Genomic DNA, 12,428 nt, shown 5'->3' on the forward strand with positions numbered 1-12,428 from the left:
CATGCGTACGAGCGAGGAGATCTACCACCGGGTGCTGTGGGACCCGCGGTTCGACCCGGCCCGGTTCGTGGTGGGTGTGCGGCGGCGCGACCCCGGCGTGGGCCCGAAGCGGATGCCGCTGTCCGCGTTCGTCCCCGGCGGGGACATCCCGTGGCACCGGGTGCTGTTCTTCGAGGCCGACGGCGAGATCGTCTGGGACCGCTCCACGGGCGTGGACCGCATCGACGCGACCGACGCCGGGCGGGTGCGCGACCCGCGGCTGCTGCGGGCGCCGTTCTTCACGGCGCGGACGCCGTACGTGTACGACGGCGGCTGGGCACCGGCGTCGACGCCGCGCGGCGCACCCGCCGCGGCCGGGCTGCGCTTGCTGACCTGGAACACCCTGTGGGACCGGTACGACAGCGACCGTATCGACAGCGCCCGGCGCCGCCCGCTGCTGCTGGCCGCCCTGGAGGAGGCGGACGCCGACGTCATCGCGCTCCAGGAGGTCGAGGCCGGGCTGCTGCGCCTGCTGCTGGACGCGCCGTGGGTGAGGGACGCGTACACGCTGGGCACCGACCCGGCGGGGCCGGACGTCGCCGACTGCGGGCTGCTGCTGCTCAGCCGGCTGCCCGTGCGGGAGGCCGGTCTGCACGCGCTGGGGCCGCACAAGGCGGTCGCGGCCGTCGTCGTGGAGACGGCGACGGGTCCGCTGGTCGTGGCCGCGACGCACCTCAGCAGCGACCACTCCCCCGACGGTGCCGCGCGGCGCGACACCGAGCTGGCCCGGATCGCCGAGGGGCTCGCGTCCACCGAGGCCCCCGTGATCCTGCTGGGCGACTTCAACGACGGCGGCGAGACCCCCGCGCGCACGCTGGGCATGCGCGACGCCTGGAGCGAGGCGCACGGCCCGGCGGACGGCACACCGACGTTCGACCCGCGGGTCAACCCCCTGGCGGCCGTCTCGTCGCTCACCGGCCGCGCCTCCCGGCTGGACCGGGTGCTGCTGCGCGCCGACGAACTGCGGGTGGACGCGGCCGTGCTGCGCGGGGACACCCCCACGGCGGACGGGCTGTACGTCTCCGACCACTACGCCGTCCAGGCCGACCTCGGCTTCGACGGACCCGCCGCCTCGGGCGTCCTCGACACGCGGCCGACGGCCCGTACGGCGGTGGCCTGGCTTCCGCCACGGGAGCTGTGGCCGCCGCTCCAGGCCGTGCGCGAGGACCACGACCCGCAGATCGACCGCTGGCCGCCGCACGTCAACCTCCTCTTCGGGTTCGTACCGGAGTACGACTTCGAGCGCGCGGCGCCGCTGATCGCCGAGGCCGCGGCCGCCGTCCAGCCGTTCGAGGCCCGGCTCGAGGGCGTGCACACCTTCGGGCACCGGGAGGACGCCACCGTGTGGCTGGACCCGGCCGCGGCGGGCGAGGAGCCGTGGGCGCGGCTGCGCAGCGAACTGGAGCGGCGCTTCCCGCGCTGCCGGGCCCATCGGTCCGGGTTCACACCGCACCTGAGCCTGGGCAGTACCCGCGACCCGCAAGCCGTCGCCGCCGAGTGCGCGCGCCGCCTGCCCGGCCCGCTGGCCGCGCGCGTCGGTGAGCTGGTGCTGCTGTCCCGGCGGGGTGACGAGCCGATGCGGGTGCGGGCGACGGTCGTGCTGGGCACGGGCGAGGTGCGCTGGGCCGAGGACCCGGGTCCGGAGGCCCCACGGCCGGAGGACCCGCGCCGCGCCGAGCACGCCCGCGAGGTGGCGGCCCGTGTGTCGGACGCGCTGCCGCAGGCGGCGGTGTACGTCGTCGGCTCGCGGCGCATGGGCTGCGCCCTGGAGGGCGCCGACCTGGACCTGGTGGCGGCCGCGCCGGGCCTCACCGGCGTACGGGACACCCGGGACCGGCTGGCGGCGGCGTTCCCCGAGGCCGACGGCGTACGGGAGGTGGTCGGCGCCCGCGTGCCGGGCCTGCGGCTGCGGGTCGGGGACCTGGGTGTCGACCTGGTGCTCGTGGACACGGCTCCGGTGCAGCCGTCCGAGGCGGCGTCCGAGGCGGCGGCGGTCGCGCTGAGCGCGGTGAGCGACGCCGACGCACTGCTCCCGGAGCCGGGCGCGCGGCGGGAGGGCTTCGTACGCCTCGCCCGCGAGGTGAAGGCGTGGGCGCGGGCACGCGGCCTGGACTCGGCGCCCTTCGGCGGCCTGCCGGGCCTGGCGTGGTGCGTCCTGGCGGCCCGTACGGTACGGGAGGCCGACGGCCTGTCACCGGAGGATCTGCTCCGGCAGTTCTTCGCCCGGTGGGCGGCCTGGGACTGGCGCGAGCCGGTGGGGGACGGGCCGGTGCCGGTCCCGCGGCCGCCGGTCACGATCCTGACCCCGACCGCGCCCGTACGCCCCTGCACGGAGCAGGTGAGCCCGGGCGGCCGCGATCTGCTGACGCAGGAGCTGTTCCGCGCCTGGGAGATCCTGGAGGCGTCCCCCACCGCCTGGTCGTGGTCCGAGCTGCTGGCGCCGCCGCCGCTCCACCGCCGCCACGCCGGGTGGGCGGTCCTCACCGTCCCGGACGCCGAACTCGGCCGGGTGCGGGGCCGGATGCGCGCCCTGCTGTCCGACCTGGAGGCCGCGGGCGCCCCGGACGCCCACGCGTGGCCGCGCCCGTTCGCCCCCGGCCGCTACGCGATCGGCCTCGGCGCCACCCCGCCGGACGAGCAGGCGCTGGCCCGCATCGCCGAGCACCGGCTGCGGGGCCTCGCCGGTGTGGCGTTGAGACGCGCGGAAGGCGGCGACGTACCGACCCTGCGCTGACCGCGTCAGGCGACGGGGGCCCAGGAGGCCTTCGCCGCCTCGGTGTCCAGGGAACCGGGCCGGACCTGGCCGCAGGGAGCGTAGACGGTGACGACCAGGGTCGTCGTCCGGTTGTTCCACCGCACGTCGATATGGTCCTCGCCGCCCGGCTGCTGGTAGCGGTAGCCGAGCTCGACCAGTTCCTCGAGCGTGCGGTTCCCGTCATGGGTGAGCTTCCAGCCCGCCCCCTCCAGCCGCTTCCGCAGCCGCTGCTGTGCCTGACGGGCCGTGTCCTCCGGGACGCCGGGCACTTCCCACCGGAGCCCGAAGTCGACGACGTCCATGCGCGCCTCATCGATGTGCCCGAACCCCCGCAGCCCGCGGTAGTAGCAGGCGCCGGTGCTCATGCCGCCCGCCTGGACCGCGCCGGCCGTGGCCGGAGGCAGGCCGAAGCCGTCGTACGTCCACTGGGACCGCTCCTGCAGCTTCTGCGACACGGCCGCCGGATCGGCCGCCGGGTACGGGCGCCCGTTCCAGAGCTCCGACACCTTCTTCGCCCCGGCGTCCACGCCGACGGCCAGGAGGGCCAGGGCCCCCACGGCCGCCAGAACCCCCAGGCCCACGCGCTTCTTCTTCATGCCCCCGACGCTACGAACTGCGGTGCGGGCGCGCGTGAGTAGGCGTACTCACGAACGCACGCGCCACGTGCTCACGTTCGCGTGACCGTCCCGCACTCCTCCGACCGGTCGGCGAGCGGCTTGCTGCGGTCGTAGGGGTCGACCGACGGGCCGGGCGCCTCGGTGGGTGTGGGCGGGAGTTCGGAGGCGAACTGCGGGTGGAGGAAGCCGTCGCCGTCGCGGGTGCAGTCGTCGTTGCCGGCGGACTCCAGCCAGCGCAGGACGTACAGCTTCCCGGGCGTCGTACGGATCTTGGCGGGGTCGTAGAGGGCGAACGTCATCTCGCGGCGTACGACCGTCCGCGCGACCTCCGTGGCGCCCGGCCTCGCGCGCACCACGGGGTAGACGAAGGTGTAGTCGGCGTGCACCAGCACCTCGCCGTCGCGGTCGCCCTTCTCGTACGTCATGCGTCCGCGCGTCTTGACGACCGCACCCGCCGGCCGCACCTCGGACGGGTCGAAGCGGCTGAAGGCCCACAGCGGGTTCTGCTCGGCGCTGGGCGCGGTGAGCGCCTTCTCGATCAACCGGCGTCCATCGGCCTGGAGCGGGTCCAGCAGCTCCAGCGCCGCCGTCGGCCGCTCGCCCCGGAGCGTGGCGGGGTCGAGGTTGGCGGCGACCAGGAGCTGCTTGGTGCTGGTCAGGGCGTGGGCGACCTGCTCTTTGGTCATGCCGCCGACGGCCTTGGCCTCCGGTACGTGGATCCCGGCGGCGCCGTCCTCCCAGGCGGCGGCGGGCGAGCCCCGGAACGGCTCCTTGAGCGTCGGCTCGTCCGGGAAGAGCTCCTCCGGCGGCGCCCCGGTGGGCCGTGCCGTCTCGGCGGCCGGCGGCGCCGCCTGGCCGTCGGTGCCCCAGCCACCCGGCAGCCGGTCGGTGACCAGCTCCGGCCGTACGGCGACGACGGCGAGGCCCAGCGCCAGCAGTACGCCGACCGACGCCGCCCAGCGCCGCTTTCGCGTGCGGCCGCCGTTCATCTCCTGCCACGCGGGGCCGGTCCGCCACCCTTCGGGCTCCGCCGCGCGCGGTTTCCGCGCGGCCCTGGCGGCGGCGGACGGCTCCTTCGGCGCGCCGCGCCCGCCGTCCTCCTGGGCCTTGCGGACGAACTCCGCCCACTCCTCGTCCGACACCGATGACGACTCGTCGCCGCGCTTGCCCATCGCCCCACCCCACGTTGTGCACCTGACGCGGACATTGCACCACGGGCCGCGTCCTACGCCGGGGGCGGCCTCACCCCTCCACCAGCCCGGTGATGCCGTCGAGCAGCGCGCGCAGCCCGAAGGAGAAGAGCGCGTCGAGGTCGAGGTCGTAGCCGCCGTTCGGGAAGCCGGTGAGGGTGCGGGACAGGGCGGGGAAGCGGCCCGAGGAGACGAGCTCGTGGACCGCGCCCTGCCGGTCCATCCACTCCTCGTCGGTCAGGCCGGTCGCGGCCCGCGCCTGGACCTCGCGCTCCAGGTTGACCGCGAGGCCCTGTACGTGGCTGTAGACCAGCAGGTGGATGTCGAACATCGTCTGGGCGTCGAGGCCGTGCCCTTCGAGGGCGCCGAGCAGCCAGTCGCCGTGCGCCATCAGGTTCGGCAGGAGGAGGGGCCGGCCGAGCGGACCGATGTGAGCGACCCAGGGGTGGCGGCGGCACACCTGCCACAGGGTGTGCGCGACCAGCTCCAGGCGGGCGCGCCAGCCCTCGGGCGGTGGGACGGGGTAGGCCGGCGCCTCGCCGTAGACGGTGTCGGCCATCAGCGCGACGAGCTCGTCCTTTCCGCCGACGTGACGATACGGGGACATCGCCGCCACGCCGAGGCGGGCGGCGATCGAGCGCATGGAGAGCGTGGCGAGGCCCTCGGCGTCGGCGATCTCGATGGCGGTACGCACGATGCGCTCCCGCGTGAGCTCGCGCTCGGGTGCGGCGGCGGGCGCGGGCCCGGGTGCGGGCACGGACCCGGGCGGCTTAGACCGTACTGGTACGTCCGCCGCGCCCCGCACGGCGGCGACGACCGTGCCGACCCGGGGCCGCGCCTCCACGTGTCCCTCCAGCCGCAGGGTGGTGAGCGCCTTCGTGGCGGTGGCGAGGGCGACGCCCCACTCCTGGGCGATACGGCGGGTCGACGGCACCCGGTCGCCGGGCGCGAGCTCGCCGGTGGCGATCCGGTGGCGGATGTCGGCCGCGATGCGCTGGTAGGGCGGCGGGTCGGTGAACTCGGTCATGCGCGGATCCCCCTCGGCTCTCTCGACTTCTTCGATTCTTCGACTTTTTTCGGCTGCCCGTACGTCTGTACTAGCGCAGACGCTACCAGCGACGACACCACATCGACGCCCATTTGACCTAGTACAGAGGCGGAAAATCGCCTTTTGGCAGGCGCGCGCGTACACCGTACATTCAGAGGCGTACACCGTACGAAGGGGAAACACATGGAGACCGTCCTCATCTCCGGCGGCGGCATCGCAGGAGCCGCACTCGCGCTGCTGCTGCGCCGCCGCGGCTTCGCTCCGGTGGTCGTCGAGCGGGCGCCGGACGTGCGCGCGGGCGGCCAGGCCGTCGACATCCGGGGCGTCGCGCTGGAGGTCATGGACCGGGTGGGCCTGCTGGCGGAGGCGCGCAGCATGCGCACCCGGATACGCGGCATGTCGATGCTCGACGCCGACGGCACGGAGGTCGAGCGCACGACGGAGTACGCCCTCAGCAGTGGGCGGCTCGACAGCGCCGACATCGAGATCCTCCGCGAGGACCTCGTACGACTGCTCCACGCGCAGACGCACGGGGAAGTGGAGTACGTCTTCGGCGACAGCATCGTGTCGCTGGAGGAGCACGAGGCCGGCGTGCGGGTCGGCTTCGCGCACGGCTCGGCGCGGGACGTCGACATCGTCGTCGGGGCCGACGGCCAGCACTCGGTGGTGCGGCGCCTCGCCTTCGGCCCCGCCGAGGACTACACCCACTACCTCGGCAGCTACCTCTCGGTCTTCAGCGCCGACAACTTCCTGGACCTGGACAACTGGCAGGTCTGGCTGCGGGACGGCGATGCGGGCTTCGGCATCATGCCGGTGCGCGACAGCAGGGAGCTGCGGATCGCCTTCGGTTTCGAGTCCGCGTCGCCTCTGGACGGCGACCACCGGGACACCGAGTGGCTGCGGCGCGTCGTGGTCGACCGCCTCTCCGCCCTGCACTGGGAACCTCACCGGCTGGCGGAGGCGGCGCTGGCGGCACCGGACTTCTACTGCGACGCCATGGCCCAGATCCGGATGGACCGCTGGTCGCACGGCCGCATGGTCCTCCTCGGCGACGCCGGTTACTGTGCCTCGCCCTTCTCCGGGCAGGGCACGAGCCTCGCGCTGGTCGGCGCGTACGTCCTCGCGGACGCGTTGGCCCAGGCGCCGGGCGCCGACCACCGTGCCGCCTTCGCCCGCTACGAGTCGGTGATGCGGCCCTTCGTCGAGTTGAACCAGGCCCTCGCGACCGAGAACCCGGGCGGCCCGGCCTCGGAGGAGTCGATGGTCCGGGCCAAGAACGCGATCACACTGCCGGGAGCTGCTGCCGTCCGCTGACGACGCCGGACTCGGCGGGCGCGGGCGCGGGTGTGGGCGTCGTGGGCGTCGACGTCCCGGGCGTCGTGGGCGCGGGCGTCGTGGCCGGCGTACCCAACGTCGACACGCCCTGGTAGTACGTCCACGCCAGCGTGTGGCACGAGACGCGGACGGCGCCGCTGGCGTACCGCGCGCACACGCGCTTCATGTCCTCGTGGAACGCCGTGTCCAGCCGCGTCTTGTTCGCCTCGAGCTGCCCCGCCGCCTTGTAGTTGCGGTACCCGAAGTCATGCCGCGCGCAGGAGAACTGGAAGGGGAAGCCGAGGGGGTTGTCGGGCGCGCCGGAGCAGTAGTCCGTGGACCAGTCGAAGGCGTACGCGCTCCACGCGGCCTGGTTCTGGCGCGCCGCCCACCAGGTGTCGTAGCTGGTGGCGCTCGGCTGGGTCCAGGCGCTGAGCAGCTGCGGCTTGTCGGCGGGCACGGCGGACACGGCCGCCGGTGCGGCGAGGGCGTAGGCCGGGGAGGCCAGGGCGAGCAGGGTGGACGCGAACGGCAGGGCGAGACGGCGACGGCGCATACGGGGTCTCCGGAGGGCGCGAGCGATCATGGGCGCCCATAGCCTCCGCTCGCGCGGGGCCGCGCCCCGTCAGCGACGCGCGCGCCGAAGGGTGAACCTGGGCGCTCAGGCACGCGGAGGTGGTCCCGTGCGGCGCCAGCTCGATGTCGAAGTGCAGCATCTCCGGGGTACGGGGAAAGGGCCCCGAGCGTGCACGACCACCTCGCCGTGGGGCGCGAGGACCGTCGCCGGGCTTCCTTCATGATCATTGGGTGGTACGTCCATGAGTATGCGAGGTGCGAGCGACGCCGGGCGCGTGTTGGCCGTGCCCCCGACGCCCCGTACGGCGGTGGCCTGGCTGCCGCCCCCCGAGCTGTGGCCGCCGATCCAGCACATCCGCCGCGAGCACGACCGCCAGTTCCACCGCTGGCCGCCGCACGTCAACGTCCTCTTCGGCTTCGTACCGGAGACCGACTTCGAGCGGGCGGGCCCGCTGCTCGCGGCGGCCGCCGCCGAGGTGGCGCCCTTCCCGGTCCGGCTGGAGGGCGTGCGCTGGTTCCGTCACCGCCACGACGCCACGGTCTGGCTGGACCCTGCGGCCGGAGGCGCCGAGCCGTGGACGCGCCTGTACGACGCGCTGGAGCTCCGCTTCCCCCTGTGCACGGGCCGCCACGAGCGCTTCACCCCGCACCTCTCCCTCGGCCGCAGCCGCACCCCGCACGAGCTGGCGGCCCACTGCGCCGCCCTGCTCGGCACCTTGACGGCCCGGGTCACCGAGCTGACGCTCCTCTCCCGCCGCGCCGACGGCCCGATGCGGCCCCGGGCGACGGTGGCGCTGGGAGAGGGAACGCTGCGGTGGTCAACGGGCGGGTAGCGGGTGCGTCACCAGCGCTCGTACGCCGTGAAGGGCCGCACGCCCTCGCCCCACCGGACGACGATGAGGAGGTCCTTGTACGTGAGCAGGTCCTGGCTCGCGACCGGCTCCTCGCGGAACTTGCGGTCCTCCTCTTCCTCCCCCGTGGCGGCGTCGTAGACCAGCATCCGGTCCCCGTACCTGTGCGAATCGACCAGGAACAACACCCGGTCGCCCTCCGCGCGCAGCGCCCCGGGGTCGGACCCGCCGCCACCGCCGCCCTCCCGCCACAGCTCGTCCCCGCTCGCGAGGTCGAAGGCGACGATCTGCTCCAACTCGCTCCGGCTGCCCTTGTACGTGGCTACCGCGAAGAGCCGCCCGTTGGCGATCGCCATGTCGGAGATCCTGCCGTACTCGCCGCTGCCCTCGATGTGCGCCTGCGGCCGGCCGTCCGGTCCGAAGGCGAGCGCGGTGAGGGTGGTGGGGCTGAAGACGCTGGTGCCGTCACTCACGCCCAGCACGATCGGTTCGACGGACTCGAAGGTCACCTCCGTCTCCGCGCTCACGCCCCGCCGGTCGTCGAGCGGCACGGTCCACCGCTCCTTGCCGTCGGCCGGGTCGAACGCGGCGAGCTTCAGTTCGTCGCCGCAGGTGAGGACGGCGAGGACCTGCTTCGTGGCGGCGGCGGTCGTGTACGGGGTGCAGCCCTTCGGCAGGGCCGCCTGCCAGCGCGGAGTACCGGTCCGCAGGTCGAAGACCCGCACGGCCACGGCGCCCTGCTGTACCACGGCGAGTCCGCCACCGGTGGCGACGTCGCGGACTGAGGCGGCCTCTTCGCCCTTCACCGGTACGACGGCGGTGCGCCACAGTTCACGGCCTTCCGTGAGGTCGAGCGCGGCGACGGTGTCGCAGCCCTTGCCCTTCTGGCTGTACGCGATCAGCGCGACGGAGTCGTCGGCGACGGTACTGGCCGCGCAGATCTCGGTGCGCCGGGGCGGAAGGTACTCCCAGCGCTTCTTCCCGGACCCCGCGTCGAAGCCGGTGACGGCGTCGTAGCGGCTACGGACGACGGTGTCACCGACGAGCCAGGCGCCGTTGCCGTGCTTGGCCGCCTTGCGGTCGACCGGGGTCTCCCAGACCTGCTTGATCGAAACGAACGGCACGTAGCCGGTGCTGCTCAGCAAGACGTACGCGATACCGCCGGTGAAGCCGAGCACGACAATGCCGGCGACCAGATACGCGAGCGGTCTCCGCCACCAGCTCGCTGGTGACGACGTGCCAGTTGCCATACGGATCCCCACCCCTTGTGACGTCGAACGCCCTGAGGGTAGGGGATCCATGATCAGCGCGCTGACGTGTCCGCGATGAAGCCGGCCCAGGCGGTGGGCGCGATGGCGAGGCGGGGACCGCCGGGGTTCTTGGAGTCGCGGACGTGGACCGCGCCGGGAGTTGCAGCCACCTCGACGCAGTCCTCACCCTCGCTGCTGCTGCTGTAGCTGCTCTTGAACCACGTCAGCCCGGAAGCATCGGCGGAGGTCTCGCGGATCATGTCTCTCCCAGCACTTGCTCGATGAAGGCCACCGACTCCCCTGGCGTGAGAGCCCGAGCCCGGATGATGCCATACCGCAGTTCAAGGACTCGGAGCTGCCGAGGGTCGGAGACCGGCCGACCAGCGAACCCGCCGTCCGAGCGACCAACAGCTGAACCGTCCTCGAACTTCAAGATCTCGATGCGGCCGCCCGTACCTGGATGGTCGCCCCTGGCGGTCGGCATTACCTGAATCTCCACGTTTCCCATCTGCGCAATTTCCAGCAGGCGTTCGAGCTGCCGACGGAGCACCATTCTGCCTCCCACAGGGCGACGGAGAGTCACCTCTTCTTGGACAAAGCTGAGCTCCGGGGCGGGCGTCCGCTCGAAGACGGACTGGCGCACCACGCGCGCGGCCACCATTCGTTCCAGCTCATCGTCCGAGTAGGCGGGCCGACGCGTCTTGAGCAGCGCACGCGCGTACTCCTCTGTCTGCAAGACGCCGTACAAGTTGTGGTTGCCGTACGACAGCAATTCGACCGCCCGTGCCTCCAACCTCGCCAGGTCCCGCACCTTCTTCGGGTAGCGGGCCTCCGCAACGTCCTTCTTCATTGCGGAGATCCGCCCGCCCGCCTGCAGCACCTCGTCCGCCTTGTCGAGGTACTCGGGCCGGGGGATCCGCTTCCCCGCCTCCACCTTGTAGACGAGGTCCTCGCCATACCCGATGGCGAGTCCGAACTCGGCGGCCTTCATACCCGCGGACTCCCGCCACAGCCGCAGCTGCCGCCCCACCGTCGCGACGACCGCCGCGCCGGACTCGTCGTCCGGGTCCACCTCCCAACCCGGCTCGTCCGCCTCGCTCTTGCTGCCGTTCTCTTCCAGGCTCATGCGCGCCCACCTCCGACGTACCTCCCTGCCCGTACGCCCCGGCGGACAGGCCGGACAGCGCCGGACAAGCTCCGGACAGTCACCGTACGCATGCATAACGTGACTAGCGCGCCCGCGCTCGCCGCCGTCAGGCTTTGTGTCGTGAACCACAAAATCACCGAACTACCCTCATCCCCCTGCCACTTCAGCGTGCGCCTGTCCCCCACCCCGCGCGGCGCCCGCCTCGCCCGTCTGCTCGCCACCGAGCGGCTGCACGCGTGGGACCTGCCGTACGGAGTGGCCGAAACGGCCGCGCAGCTCGTGGCCGAGTTGGCCGCGAACGCCGTCACCCACGGCAAGGTGCCGGGCCGGGACTTCGTCCTCGAACTGCGCACGACCGACGGCGACAAGAGGCTCCGCGTCGAGGTGACGGACACGCGCGGGGACCGGCTCCCGCGCCGCAGCGAGACGGGGCACGGGCTGGTGCTCGTCGAGGCGTTCGCGGACCGGTGGGGCGTAACGGAAGGGCCAGTTCCGCGCAAGACGGTGTGGGCGGAGATCGGGCTCGTACCGGCGCCCGGAAACCCGGACTCCGGTGGCTCGGGCGGTCTTCCCAAAACCAAAGAACCGGAGAGAAAGAACCCCAACCAAACCCCACCCCTCCCTCCCGCGGGGCGGCCTCACTCACCCGAGTGAATATGCCAAGTGGAGTGGCATAACGGGCGGTTGTGTGTCTTACGCTCACGGCGACACAGAACCGCAGACATGCGACGGCCCCCGCCGGGACGGGCAATCCCGGACGAGGGCCTGGCCACCGAGGAAGTTAGGACCTTCCTGATGGATACGAAGCACCTTAGCGCGCGCTCACGCGCCCAGCGCGGGAACGTCCGTACCCGTACGCACCACTCACGAGGCGGCGGCGTCGTCCACGAGAACAACCGGCACCGCACCCGGTTCACGATCATCGGCAATCACCTCGCCCAGCACGCGAAGTTGTCACTGACGGCGATCGGGCTCTCGGTGCACATCCAGTCCCTGCCCCCAGGCGCTCGGGTGGACATCAGGACCCTGGCGGGACGCTTCCCGGAGGGCAGGGAACGGGTCGCGGCGGCGCTGCGGGAGCTGGAGGAACACGGGTACCTGCGGCGGGAGCGCGGGCGCACCCCGGACGGCCGGTGCTTCACCCGGACGATCTCCTGCAACAAGCCCGCCGCCGCGCGGAAGGAGTCCGCACCGGAGCCGACGGCCGCGCCACCGGAGCCGACGCCCCGACCCCGGCGCGAGCCCAAGCCCCTCTCCGTACCGCAGCCGGGCTACTCGAATGCCGAACTGCTGTGGCAGGCCGTCGACCTGCTGGCCGGGCTGCGCCACGCGGACCCGCGCCTGCTGCTGTCGGAGCGGGACGCGGAGGTGCTGGCTCCAGGGGTCGTCGCGTGGCTGGAGCGCGAGGTGGAGCCCGAGCTCGTACGCGCCGCGCTGACCGCGTGCCTGCCGAGCGGGCCGCTGAACCGCCCGGCCGCTCTGCTCGCCCACCGCCTGACGGCCCAGCTGCCGCCACCGCCCACGTTCCGGGCAGCGCGTCGGCCGCACCCGCTCCAGTGCTGCGACCGCTGCGAACGGGCCTTCCGCGCCCCGGAACCGGGCGTGTGCCGCGACTGCCTCCCGGCGACCTCACCGACCTAA

The 12,428-nt window shown here is 73.2% G+C and carries 11 protein-coding genes and 1 pseudogene; 5 read left to right on the forward strand and 7 right to left on the reverse strand.

Going from position 1 to position 12,428, the window contains the following annotated elements; translation table 11 throughout:
* Position 1: 1 nt before the first annotated feature.
* Positions 2-2,773 carry a poly(A) polymerase gene (locus AB0A69_RS16660; protein ID WP_361421423.1) on the forward strand — a complete coding sequence of 924 codons (2,772 nt, stop codon included), beginning with the start codon at positions 2-4 and terminating at the stop codon, positions 2,771-2,773.
* Between the two features lie 5 nt (positions 2,774-2,778).
* Here the strand turns inward: AB0A69_RS16660 and AB0A69_RS16665 are convergent, their stop codons facing one another.
* The 3 genes from AB0A69_RS16665 to AB0A69_RS16675 all read right to left on the reverse strand — a co-directional run bounded on the left by AB0A69_RS16665 (position 2,779) and on the right by AB0A69_RS16675 (position 5,628).
* On the reverse strand, positions 2,779-3,390 hold the full coding sequence (locus AB0A69_RS16665; protein WP_361421426.1) for a hypothetical protein: 612 nt from the start codon (positions 3,388-3,390) through the stop codon (positions 2,779-2,781).
* A gap of 71 nt (positions 3,391-3,461) precedes the next feature.
* Positions 3,462-4,583 (reverse strand): hypothetical protein, encoded by a 1,122-nt coding sequence (locus AB0A69_RS16670; RefSeq protein ID WP_361421429.1) that lies wholly within the window; start codon positions 4,581-4,583, stop codon positions 3,462-3,464.
* A gap of 70 nt (positions 4,584-4,653) precedes the next feature.
* The gene (locus AB0A69_RS16675) at positions 4,654-5,628 is read right to left on the reverse strand and encodes a GntR family transcriptional regulator (protein WP_361421432.1); all 975 of its coding nucleotides are present in this window, start codon (positions 5,626-5,628) and stop codon (positions 4,654-4,656) included.
* Positions 5,629-5,832: 204 nt separating this feature from the next.
* Here AB0A69_RS16675 and AB0A69_RS16680 point away from each other — a divergent pair, with 204 nt between their 5' ends.
* On the forward strand, positions 5,833-6,963 hold the full coding sequence (locus AB0A69_RS16680) for an FAD-dependent monooxygenase (protein WP_361421435.1): 1,131 nt from the start codon (positions 5,833-5,835) through the stop codon (positions 6,961-6,963).
* 91 nt (positions 6,964-7,054) lie between these two features.
* Here AB0A69_RS16680 and AB0A69_RS16685 read toward each other — a convergent pair.
* Positions 7,055-7,519: pseudogene (locus AB0A69_RS16685) on the reverse strand (phospholipase); the annotation flags it as partial.
* A gap of 262 nt (positions 7,520-7,781) precedes the next feature.
* Here AB0A69_RS16685 and AB0A69_RS16690 point away from each other — a divergent pair.
* The gene (locus AB0A69_RS16690) at positions 7,782-8,372 is read left to right on the forward strand and encodes a 2'-5' RNA ligase family protein (protein ID WP_361421438.1); all 591 of its coding nucleotides are present in this window, start codon (positions 7,782-7,784) and stop codon (positions 8,370-8,372) included.
* Positions 8,373-8,380: 8 nt separating this feature from the next.
* Here the strand turns inward: AB0A69_RS16690 and AB0A69_RS16695 are convergent, their stop codons facing one another.
* The 3 genes from AB0A69_RS16695 to AB0A69_RS16705 are packed head-to-tail and all read right to left on the reverse strand — an operon-like array spanning position 8,381 to position 10,766.
* Positions 8,381-9,640, reverse strand: coding sequence for a PQQ-binding-like beta-propeller repeat protein (locus AB0A69_RS16695; protein ID WP_361421440.1), 1,260 nt, complete (start codon positions 9,638-9,640; stop codon positions 8,381-8,383).
* A gap of 53 nt (positions 9,641-9,693) precedes the next feature.
* Entirely contained in the window at positions 9,694-9,900 is a 207-nt protein-coding gene (locus tag AB0A69_RS16700) for a DUF397 domain-containing protein (protein WP_361421443.1), read from the reverse strand.
* Positions 9,897-10,766 carry a helix-turn-helix transcriptional regulator gene (locus AB0A69_RS16705; protein WP_361421446.1) on the reverse strand — a complete coding sequence of 290 codons (870 nt, stop codon included), beginning with the start codon at positions 10,764-10,766 and terminating at the stop codon, positions 9,897-9,899. Before AB0A69_RS16705 ends, AB0A69_RS16700 begins: the two co-directional genes overlap by 4 nt.
* Positions 10,767-10,907: 141 nt before the next feature.
* Here AB0A69_RS16705 and AB0A69_RS16710 point away from each other — a divergent pair, with 141 nt between their 5' ends.
* Positions 10,908-11,441 (forward strand): ATP-binding protein, encoded by a 534-nt coding sequence (locus AB0A69_RS16710; protein ID WP_361421449.1) that lies wholly within the window; start codon positions 10,908-10,910, stop codon positions 11,439-11,441.
* A gap of 141 nt (positions 11,442-11,582) precedes the next feature.
* Positions 11,583-12,428 carry a helix-turn-helix domain-containing protein gene (locus tag AB0A69_RS16715; protein WP_361421452.1) on the forward strand — a complete coding sequence of 282 codons (846 nt, stop codon included), beginning with the start codon at positions 11,583-11,585 and terminating at the stop codon, positions 12,426-12,428.

The organism is Streptomyces sp. NPDC045431 (genome assembly GCF_040646655.1).
In the GTDB taxonomy this organism is placed as follows: domain Bacteria; phylum Actinomycetota; class Actinomycetes; order Streptomycetales; family Streptomycetaceae; genus Streptomyces.

What these genes read in the sequence shown, in the direction of transcription:
- AB0A69_RS16660 (WP_361421423.1), top strand. Translation starts at nt 2, where the DNA reads ATGCGTACGAGCGAGGAGATCTACCACCGGGTGCTGTGGGACCCGCGG.
- AB0A69_RS16665 (WP_361421426.1), bottom strand. Translation starts at nt 3,390, where the DNA reads ATGAAGAAGAAGCGCGTGGGCCTGGGGGTTCTGGCGGCCGTGGGGGCC.
- AB0A69_RS16670 (WP_361421429.1), bottom strand. Translation starts at nt 4,583, where the DNA reads ATGGGCAAGCGCGGCGACGAGTCGTCATCGGTGTCGGACGAGGAGTGG.
- AB0A69_RS16675 (WP_361421432.1), bottom strand. Translation starts at nt 5,628, where the DNA reads ATGACCGAGTTCACCGACCCGCCGCCCTACCAGCGCATCGCGGCCGAC.
- AB0A69_RS16680 (WP_361421435.1), top strand. Translation starts at nt 5,833, where the DNA reads ATGGAGACCGTCCTCATCTCCGGCGGCGGCATCGCAGGAGCCGCACTC.
- AB0A69_RS16690 (WP_361421438.1), top strand. Translation starts at nt 7,782, where the DNA reads ATGAGTATGCGAGGTGCGAGCGACGCCGGGCGCGTGTTGGCCGTGCCC.
- AB0A69_RS16695 (WP_361421440.1), bottom strand. Translation starts at nt 9,640, where the DNA reads ATGGCAACTGGCACGTCGTCACCAGCGAGCTGGTGGCGGAGACCGCTC.
- AB0A69_RS16700 (WP_361421443.1), bottom strand. Translation starts at nt 9,900, where the DNA reads ATGATCCGCGAGACCTCCGCCGATGCTTCCGGGCTGACGTGGTTCAAG.
- AB0A69_RS16705 (WP_361421446.1), bottom strand. Translation starts at nt 10,766, where the DNA reads ATGAGCCTGGAAGAGAACGGCAGCAAGAGCGAGGCGGACGAGCCGGGT.
- AB0A69_RS16715 (WP_361421452.1), top strand. Translation starts at nt 11,583, where the DNA reads ATGGATACGAAGCACCTTAGCGCGCGCTCACGCGCCCAGCGCGGGAAC.